This is a genomic window from Mycobacterium gordonae (assembly GCF_001417955.2).
Lineage (GTDB): Bacteria > Actinomycetota > Actinomycetes > Mycobacteriales > Mycobacteriaceae > Mycobacterium > Mycobacterium gordonae_B.
This window is the reverse complement of record NZ_LKTM01000311.1, coordinates 41,210-49,909: the sequence shown is the minus strand read 5'-3', so window position 1 is coordinate 49,909 and position 8,700 is coordinate 41,210. Positions and strand designations below refer to the sequence as shown.

The 8,700-nt window shown below is 64.3% G+C and carries 9 protein-coding genes; 3 read left to right on the top strand and 6 right to left on the bottom strand.

Annotated elements, in window-relative coordinates; translation table 11 throughout:
• The first annotated feature begins 387 nt into the window (after positions 1–387).
• The gene (locus tag AO501_RS21605; RefSeq protein WP_055579664.1) at positions 388–1,602 is read left to right on the top strand and encodes a CaiB/BaiF CoA transferase family protein; all 1,215 of its coding nucleotides are present in this window, start codon (positions 388–390) and stop codon (positions 1,600–1,602) included.
• 8 nt (positions 1,603–1,610) lie between these two features.
• Here the strand turns inward: AO501_RS21605 and trxA are convergent, their stop codons facing one another.
• The 5 genes from trxA to AO501_RS21580 form a co-directional block, all read right to left on the bottom strand.
• The gene (gene trxA / locus AO501_RS21600; protein ID WP_055579655.1) at positions 1,611–1,985 is read right to left on the bottom strand and encodes a thioredoxin; all 375 of its coding nucleotides are present in this window, start codon (positions 1,983–1,985) and stop codon (positions 1,611–1,613) included.
• 94 nt (positions 1,986–2,079) lie between these two features.
• Positions 2,080–4,992, bottom strand: a complete 2,913-nt coding sequence (locus AO501_RS21595; protein ID WP_055579654.1) for an RND family transporter — start codon at positions 4,990–4,992, stop codon at positions 2,080–2,082.
• On the bottom strand, positions 4,989–5,420 hold the full coding sequence (locus tag AO501_RS21590) for an MmpS family transport accessory protein (protein ID WP_055579653.1): 432 nt from the start codon (positions 5,418–5,420) through the stop codon (positions 4,989–4,991). The genes AO501_RS21595 and AO501_RS21590 overlap by 4 nt, the downstream gene beginning before the upstream one ends.
• Positions 5,421–5,642: 222 nt before the next feature.
• Positions 5,643–6,473 (bottom strand): enoyl-CoA hydratase, encoded by an 831-nt coding sequence (locus AO501_RS21585; RefSeq protein WP_055579663.1) that lies wholly within the window; start codon positions 6,471–6,473, stop codon positions 5,643–5,645.
• 127 nt (positions 6,474–6,600) lie between these two features.
• Entirely contained in the window at positions 6,601–6,873 is a 273-nt protein-coding gene (locus AO501_RS21580) for a GlsB/YeaQ/YmgE family stress response membrane protein (protein WP_055579652.1), read from the bottom strand.
• A gap of 149 nt (positions 6,874–7,022) precedes the next feature.
• Here AO501_RS21580 and AO501_RS21575 point away from each other — a divergent pair, with 149 nt between their 5' ends.
• Positions 7,023–7,271, top strand: a complete 249-nt coding sequence (locus AO501_RS21575) for a hypothetical protein (RefSeq protein WP_055579651.1) — start codon at positions 7,023–7,025, stop codon at positions 7,269–7,271.
• Between the two features lie 52 nt (positions 7,272–7,323).
• Positions 7,324–7,560, top strand: a complete 237-nt coding sequence (locus AO501_RS21570; protein ID WP_055579650.1) for a CsbD family protein — start codon at positions 7,324–7,326, stop codon at positions 7,558–7,560.
• Positions 7,561–7,641: 81 nt separating this feature from the next.
• Here AO501_RS21570 and AO501_RS21565 read toward each other — a convergent pair whose 3' ends face one another.
• Positions 7,642–8,646, bottom strand: a complete 1,005-nt coding sequence (locus AO501_RS21565; protein WP_055579649.1) for a dihydrodipicolinate synthase family protein — start codon at positions 8,644–8,646, stop codon at positions 7,642–7,644.
• Between the last annotated feature and the right edge of the window lie 54 nt (positions 8,647–8,700).

Below are 8,700 nucleotides of genomic sequence, written 5' to 3'. Positions count from 1 at the left end.
GTGTTGATCCGTATCTCGCCCTGCATCAGGCCGGTTTGCTATGAACCACTGGACTCAACTCACCCTGGCACGCAGGGATCGCCCGGTAGCCCAGGGTTGCCATCGTGGACGTCCTCCCAATCCCTGTCCGTACTGCTGCGCGGGCCGCCGCGCGACGAGCGCACAGTAGATACTGTATACCTATCGGTACTGCTTTCTGCAATGTTCCTCGAGCCCCTCGCGGAACGGGTGAATGCCTGCTCAAACCGCCTGCCAGTGGCGACTTTCGGCAGCCCGACCCGGCCCGCACGGCGCACCGGCACCCTGACCGGTTTCTACTGTGGTAATTACAGTAGGGGACCCGGTGGGGGACCCTCCACGAAAGCAGGCTGGCAGATGATCAAAGTGATGCAGGGCATTCGCGTCCTCGAGGTTGCACAGTTCACCTTCGTTCCGGCCGCGGGCGCGATCCTGGCTGACTGGGGAGCCGACGTCATCAAGGTCGAGCACCCCACACGGGGAGACACCCAGCGGGGGTTTCTGAACATGGGTGGCATTCAGATCAACCCGGACCGTCATCCCCTGATGGAGCATCCCAACCGCGGGAAACGCAGCGTCGGCGTCGACGTGTCCACACCCGGCGGCCAGGAGGTGCTCTACGAACTGGCCAAGGTTTCCGACGTCTTCCTCACCAATTACCTGCCCGCGCAACGGCAGAAGAACAAGTTCGACGTCGAACACATCCGGGCGGCCAATCCCGACATCGTCTACGCCCGCGGTTCGGCGTACGGCGACAAGGGCCCGGAACGTCAGACCGGCGGATATGATGGGACGGCGTTCTGGACGCGCAGCGGCGTCGGTTACGCCCTGACCCCGGCGGAACTGGGCGGCGCACTGGGACAAGGCATTCCCGCATTCGGCGACTCCATCGGCGGCATGTTCATCGCTGGGGGTATCTCGGCGGCACTGCTGCACCGGGAACGTACCGGTGAAGCCGTCGAACTCGACGTGTCGCTGCTGAGCACCGCATGGTGGGCGGCGGGCGCGAGCGTCACCCAGGGCATGGAGACCGGAGAGGTGATGCGCACACCCATGCCCGGTTCGTTGGCGCCTTCGGTGAACCCGTTCATGGGCAACTACCTGACCTCAGACGGCGGCACCATCAATCTCTGCATCATCAGCCCTACCGGGTTGATCCGGGATACTTTCGAGCACCTCGGGATCCCGGATGCCGCCGACGACCCCCGCTTCTCGGAGGTACTACCGCTGATCCAGAACGCCGACGCGGCCGCCAAGCTCATCGCGGATGCGTTCGCCGGCAAGCCATTCGCCTATTGGCGACAGCATCTGAAGACCATGAGGGGCCAGTGGGCACCGTTCCAGAGCCTGCTGGACCTGGCCGACGACGAGCAGGCGATCGCCAACGACATGATCTCCGAGGTCGAAGTGGCCAGCGGCGGAGCGCCCTTCAAGGTGGTGCGCGGTCCGGTCCAGTTCAATCACGAACCGTTGGAGACCACCCGGGCTCCTCAGGCCTCCGAGCACACCGAGATCGTCCTGATGGAGATCGGCATGGACTGGGACCGAATCGCCGCACTGAAAGACGCCGGCGCCATCGCCTGACCGGACGGTCAGGCGCTGGCGGCCGCCTTACGCTGGGCGATCTGGGCGCGCACCGCGTTCATGTCCAGGCCTTTGACCTTGCCAATCAGGTCTTCCAAGACCGCGGGCGGCATCGCCCCGGCCTGGCTGTACACCAGGATGCCGTCCCGGAACGCCATGATCGTGGGCACCGAGCGGATTCCCACCGTCGCAGCGAGTTCCCGCTCGGCATCGGTGTCCACCTTCGCGTGCACCACGTCGGCGTGCTGTTGCGCGGACCGCTCGAAAACCGGTGCGAACCCTCGGCACGGACCACACCACGGCGCCCAGAAGTCGACCAGCACAATGGGGTTGGCCACGATTGTTGCTTCGAAATCGTCTGCGGTGAGGGACTTGACGGTCATGGTTGCTCCTTCGACTGTAGGGACATCGGCGGTCTCTGACCGCTGCTACAGCATTAACCCCTATACCCCTATGGGTATTCCCGCAAGGACGGGCCTACACCCGCACCGGCTCCCGGTGTTCGACGGGCTTCGCCGCATCGGCCTCTTCACCCAGCAGAAGCGAGCGCACCAATCGGCGGGGGCCGAAGGGCCGCAGCATCGAACTGGCCGGGCGAGGCCGCACCTTCAGCGGCCACCAGAACCACCTGCCGAGCAGTGCGGCGATCGATGGTGTCATGAGCGATCGCACGATCAGGGTGTCGAACAACAGGCCGAGCCCAATCGTGCTGCCGGCCTGGCCGATTGAGCTCAGGTCACTGGCGGCCATGGACATCATGGTGAACGCGAAAACCAGACCCGCGGCAGTGACGACGCCACCGGTCTCACCCATCGAGCGGATGATCCCGGTGCGCAACCCGGCGCCGATCTCCTCCTGGAATCGCGAGACGAGCAACAGGTTGTAGTCGGACCCGACCGCCAACAGGATGATCAGCCCGAACACCGGCGCGATCCAGTTCAGGTCCAGGCCGAGGATGTGCTGCCACACCAGGACCGACAGCCCGAACGCCGCTCCTAGCGACAACAAGACCGTGCCGACGATCACCAGCGATGCCACCAGCGCTCGGGTGATGACCACCATCACCACGAAAATCAGTGTCAGTGCGGCGATTCCGACGATCAACAGGTCGAACTGAGAGCCGGTCTGGATGTCGTTGTACACCGCGGCCGTGCCGGTGAGATAGAACCTGGCGTTGGCCAGCGGTGTGCCCTTGACGGCTTCGTGTGCGGCATTGAGTTCCGGCTTCACCGCCGCAATGCCTTTGGGCGTCGCCGGGTCGGAGTCGTGGGTGATGATGAACCGGGCCGCCTTGCCGTCCGGCGACAAGAACAGCTTCAGGCCCCGCTGAAAGTCGGGGTTGTCGAACGCCTCCGGTGGCAGGTAGAAGTAGTCGTCGGCTTTGGAGGAGTCGAATGCCTGACCCATCGCGCTTGCGGTATCGGTCATCCGCGACATCTGAGTGACCAGACCGGAGAAGCTGCTGTGCAGCGTCAGCAGGGTCCCCTGCATCGACTGCGCGACCGCGATGATCGGCGGGAACTCTGCCAGCATCCTGGGCAACAGCGCGTCGATATTGTTCATGTCGCCGATCAGCGTGGTCATGTCGGAACTGAACTTGTCCACCCCGTCGATCGCCTCGAACACCGACTTCGCCGCCCAGCACGCGGGAATGTTGAAACAGTGCTGCTCCCAATACAAGTAGCTGCGGAACGGCCGTGCGAAGTCGTCGAAGTCCGCCAGATGATCCCGCATCTCGTCGAGCGTGGCCTTCATAGCACCCATATCGCCCACCATGTGGTGAGTCGTGCCGCTCATCTGCTTCATCAGGCCCTGCATGCGTTGCATTGAGCCGATCATGACGCCGAGATCGTCACTCATGGTGAGCATGTCGGCCATCCGGTCCTTCATGAACTGCAGGTTCTGTTGAATCGGCAATGCTTGCATGCTGACCTGGAACGGGATCGAACTGTGCTCGATCGGCCCGCCCAGTGGTCTGGTGATGCTCTGGACGCGGGCGATTCCGGGCGTCCGGAAGATGTCCTTGGCGATCCGGTCCAGGATGATCATGTCGCTGGAGTTCCGCATGTCATGGTCGCCCTCGATCATGAGGATGTCGGGATTGAGCCGGGCCGCGCTGAAATGCTTTTCCGCGGCGTTGTATCCGACGTTGGACGGCAGATTCGACGGGATGTAGTAACGATCGTTGTAGCTGATCGACATCGTCGGCACGATGAGCAGCCCGACCAGTGCGATGAGTAATGACGCCACGAAAATCGGTCCCGGCCAGCGGACGGTCGCGGTGCCCATCCGGCGCCATCCCCGCGTCTTGATCATCCGCTTGGGATCGAGCAGTCCGAATCGGGTCGCCACCGCGACGATCGCCGGCGCCGCGGTCAGCGCGCCCGCGATCACGATGAGCAGGCCCAGCGCCGACGGGATGCCGAGGGCCTTGAAGTACGACAGTCGCGCGAAGTGCAGGCAGAAGGACGCACCGGCGATCGTCAGGCCCGACCCCAGGATGACGTGATAGGTACCGCGAAACATGCTGTAGTAGGCCGTTTCCCGGTCCTCGCCGTTCTGACGTGCCTCTTGATAGCGGCCGATCAGGAAGATCGCGTAGTCCGTGCCGGCCGCGATGGCCAGCGACGACAGCATGGCGACGACGAACGTCGAAAAGCCCAACAGGTCGTAGCGTCCGAGAAGCGCGATCACTCCTCTGGCCGTGCCCATTTCGAAGCCGACCATCACCAGAACCAGCAGCACCGTGACGACGGAGCGGTAGACCACGAACAGCATGATCATGATGACCACACCGGTCACGCCCATCATCTTGAACATGCTTTTGTCGGCCGCTTCGTTCATGTCTGTCGTCAGCGCCGCCGGGCCGGTCACGTAGGTCTTGAGGCCGGGCGGCGGTTTGGACTCGTCGACGATCTTGCGGACCGCGTCGACGGACTCGTTTCCTAGCGTGCTGCCCTGATTGCCGGCCACGTTGAGCTGGACGTAGGCCGCCTTGCCGTCCCCGCTCTGAGAACCCGCGGCGGTGATCCGGTCGCCCCACAGATTCTGAACGTGCTGAACGTGTTTGGTGTCCGCAGCCAGCTTTGTGATGAGTCCGTCGTAGTACGCGTGTGCCTGGTCACCTAAGTCTTTGTTGCTCTCCAGGACGACCATCACGATGCTGTCCGAGTCGGACTCGTGGAAGGTTGCGCCAATACGCTTGGCCGCGATCATGGCGGGTGCGTCCTGCGGCGACATCGTCACCGCGTGGGTGCGGGCGACCGATTCGATCGGCGGCACCAGGAGATTGACGGCGAGCGTCAAGAGCAGCCAGACCAGGATGATCGGAATGGCGAACGCCCGGACAAAGCGCATGAAGCGCGGACGGCTGTCGGTGTTGGTGTTCATGCGGCTTTCACCAGACAGAAGGTCTGGGCGTGATGCCCGGTGGATGACTGTTCGTCCCGGACATCGCCGTTGACGGTGATGCGGCAGCCGATACGGTCGCTGTCGCCCTGCGCCACGACGTTGGCGATGACCGCCGGGTTCGTCGTCGAAATCGTGTACGTCCACGGCAGACTGCTGAACTTCGCTTCCTCGGGCACCGCATCCTTGTTCAGGTAGCTCAGACTCCCACTCGTGTCACTGGGCCCAAAAACCTCGTAGGTCACGGTCTTCGGGTTGAAGGGCACGATCGTCTCTGCGGCACTCCCGGTCGTCGAGAACAGCTTGTCGGAGCCGAAGACGCCACGCAGTCGCTGAACGGCGATGCCGCCCAATGCGACGGCGACAACGACGACAAGCGGTATCCAGGCTCGCTTGAGAAGGGTGAGCATGACGGTTCCCCTCGTCTATCGGCATTGCTTCAGTGAGTCTCGCGCCGGTTCCGAAGCGCCGGAAGGGTCGTTTGACCTCGATTGCGACGGTCTTCGGTCGTGCTCCTGACCGATATTATACCCTACCGGGTATGGCATAGAACAACATGATAGCCGGGATTGACGAGCACGAAAGATGCCGCGCGGTCGACGACCGTGTGGACGGCTACGAGAAGATGCGGGTCAGATGTCGGTGAGCGACGGGAAGTGCGGTGGCCGCTTCTGCAGGAAGCTGACGATGCCTTCCACGACATCGGGGCGCGGAAGGGCCTCCCACATCAGCGCTTCGGCGTCCGCGGTGGCGGTGACGACATCTCTGGTGGTGTCTTCGTAGGCCTGGCGCTTGATCACCGCCATCGCCGTTGGAGAACAGAATGCGGCGATGTCGTCGGCGTATTCGAGGACCCGCGCCATCAGCGTCTCGGGCGGTACGACTTCCTTGACCAGTCCCAGTTGGGCCGCCTCGTCGGCCAGGAATGTGCGGCCGCTCAGCAGCAGGTCCAGCGCGACACCCCAACCGACCAGACGCGGCAGGATCCAGGAGATGCCGAACTCGGCGATCAGACCGCGGCGGGCGAACACCGCGCCGAATTTGGCTCCGGCCGCGGCGAATCGGACGTCGCACATCAGTGCCTGAGTCAATCCGATTCCGACGCACGGCCCGTTGATCGCCGCGATGACCGGCTTGCGCAATTCGGTCACGAAGTGCGGCGGCCGTTCCCCCACCAGATCCGCGACGCTCTTGCCGCCGGCATTTTCCAGCGACTCGCCTACGCGGCCCGCCGATCCGGGCGCACCCAGGTGGGCCCCGGCACAGAACGCGCGGCCCCGGCCGGTCACCACGATCACCTTGATCGAGGGGTCGCGCTCGGCGCGATCTAACGCCGCGTAAAAGGGTCCCGCCATGTCGGGACCCCAGGCGTTGAGCCGATCCGGACGATTGAGCGTGACGATCGCGACACCGGTCGGAGTGGCCTCATACAGCACCGCGTCTTCGGCGTCTGCTGCGCTCATCGGTGACTCCTCGCGGAATGCCGGCGGATTGTTCACCCATACCGTATACCTTTCGATACCTGACGGTATCTGGTTCCGCGAGCTGCGGCAGGCGTGCGAAGACGTCGCGCGCAGCGCGTTCGACTAACTAACGGGACACCCGGCGCCCAGAGACCAGCTTGACGATCGCCAGCAGGATGACCGCGCCCAACAGGCAAGTGAGAAAGGAGAAGAGCAGTCCACCGCCCGCCACGTTCACGCCGAATCCACGCAGCAGAAAACCGCCCAACAACCCTCCGATGACGCCGACCACGATGTTGAGGAAGAGACCCATCTGCCCGTCGGTCTTCATGATCTTGCTGCCTATCCAGCCGGCCAGGCCGCCGATGACGATCCAGCCGATGACGCCGAGAGTGAGCATTTTCAGTCCTTTCGATAGCGACGATTGCCGTCGCGTTGATCCGGACGGGTATGCCCGCCTTTCCAGGGCGGTAATCCAGGGCGGTAATCCGGGTTTGGCAGACGGCTGGCGGGGTTACCGGATAGCAGAAACTCGCCTCAGGAGGACTCATGACCACGACGAAAGCAGTCGCCCATCGCGTAGGACAGGCGCGCGGGCTGGCGGTGCGCGCCCAGCTCGCGTGGATGCTCACCCAGCTGTTGTTCTGGCTGTCGTTGATCGGTGGGGTGGTCGCGGTCGCGCTGTGGGCCCGCCGCCGGCTCACCGCCGGTGCGCAGACCGCGGCCGCGTCCACGACTCCGTCGGCACCGCCGTCCGACGTCGTGACGAGCGACACATCGCCAGATCGTTTGCGCTGACCCTCCCACCGGGAAAAGACCGGCAGCGACAACAAACGAAAAGGAGAGCGCAATGGCGAACGAGAACAGCGGTCCGGCCGAGGCCATCAAGGGTGTCGTCGAGGACGTCAAGGGCAAGGCCAAAGAGGTCGTCGGCACGGTGACCGGCCGCAACGACCTGGTCGACGAGGGCAAGGCCCAGCAGGACAAGGCCGAGGCCCAGCGCGACGCCGCCAAGTACGAGGCTCAGGCCGAGGCTGCCCGTGGCGAGGCCAAGGTGCAGGAAGCACGTCAAGAGGCACACCAGTAGGTAGCCGACGAGTGTGCGGAGGCCCGGTCAGCCGACCGGGCCTTCCGCATGCAATAGACCTGTGGCGCAATACCTTTGGAACTAGCCGAGCAGTCCCAGCCGGCGGTATGCGGCCTCGATCTGAGACTTGGCCTCGGCGGGCAACTTCGCCTGCGGCGGCCGCGAATGCGGGTACGACCCGATCGGCAGCCCCAGCAGAGACGCCGCGTATTTGAATGCCCCGGCCCAGTGGGTGAAGTAGTCAGGACGCCCGGGATAACAGGTCCACCACGAGCCGACGTCCAAGTCGAACTGGTCCAGCCCCGACTCCCGGCCATAGTCCATCGCCTCGAGGAGTTTGTCGGCCATCACCAAATCCCAGTACTCAGAGAACAACCGGCGCTGCGGCGTTTCGAAGAGATAGCCGGCGGTACCCAGCTGCGCCGGACAGACGATGCCGGCGCGCAGCCATCCGGCCCGATACACCGTGCGGTCGCACTCCCAGAGCACCAGACCCGGCGCCAGTTCATGCAGTCGCCGACTGCTCTCGGGACGGAAGGCGCCCTCCTTGGTCGCGCACACCGCCGGCACTTCGTGGTAGATCCGCGCACTTTCGGCCGCAGTCAGCACGTACCCCGACGACGGGGAATTGAACATCCCCAACGCGATATCCGTTCGCGCGGCGATGTAGGAGAAGAAACGCAGCACGCCTTCGCCGCCGTGCGCCTCCATCATCGGCGTCTGAATGTAGGCGATGTCCGCCCCGGCCTGCTGAGCGTGCAGCGTCAGATCCAGACAATCCTTGGCGCTCATGGCGGCGGTACAGGCCTGCACGACGACGTCGGGGTTCGCCCGCCGCCCCTCCTCGATCGCCACCTCCAGCAAGCGCTTTCGCTCCTCGAGGGTCAGCGCCCAGAACTCCGCGAGCCCGGAGGTACACCACAGCATCGGGTGGCCGAGGTCGCCGACGCAGTAGCGCACCAGCGTCCGGTAGGCGTCCCAGTCGATATCGTCTCCGTCGGTGCCAGAAAACGGCGTGTACAGGGAATCACCGATGCCCCGCAAGGCACCGCGCGCCCAGGCCCGCGCCTCACTTGCGGTCGCCATCGGCGGCCTTTCCGGTCACCGCCGCGGGCGACGGCATTCGCCAGGCCGGGCTCC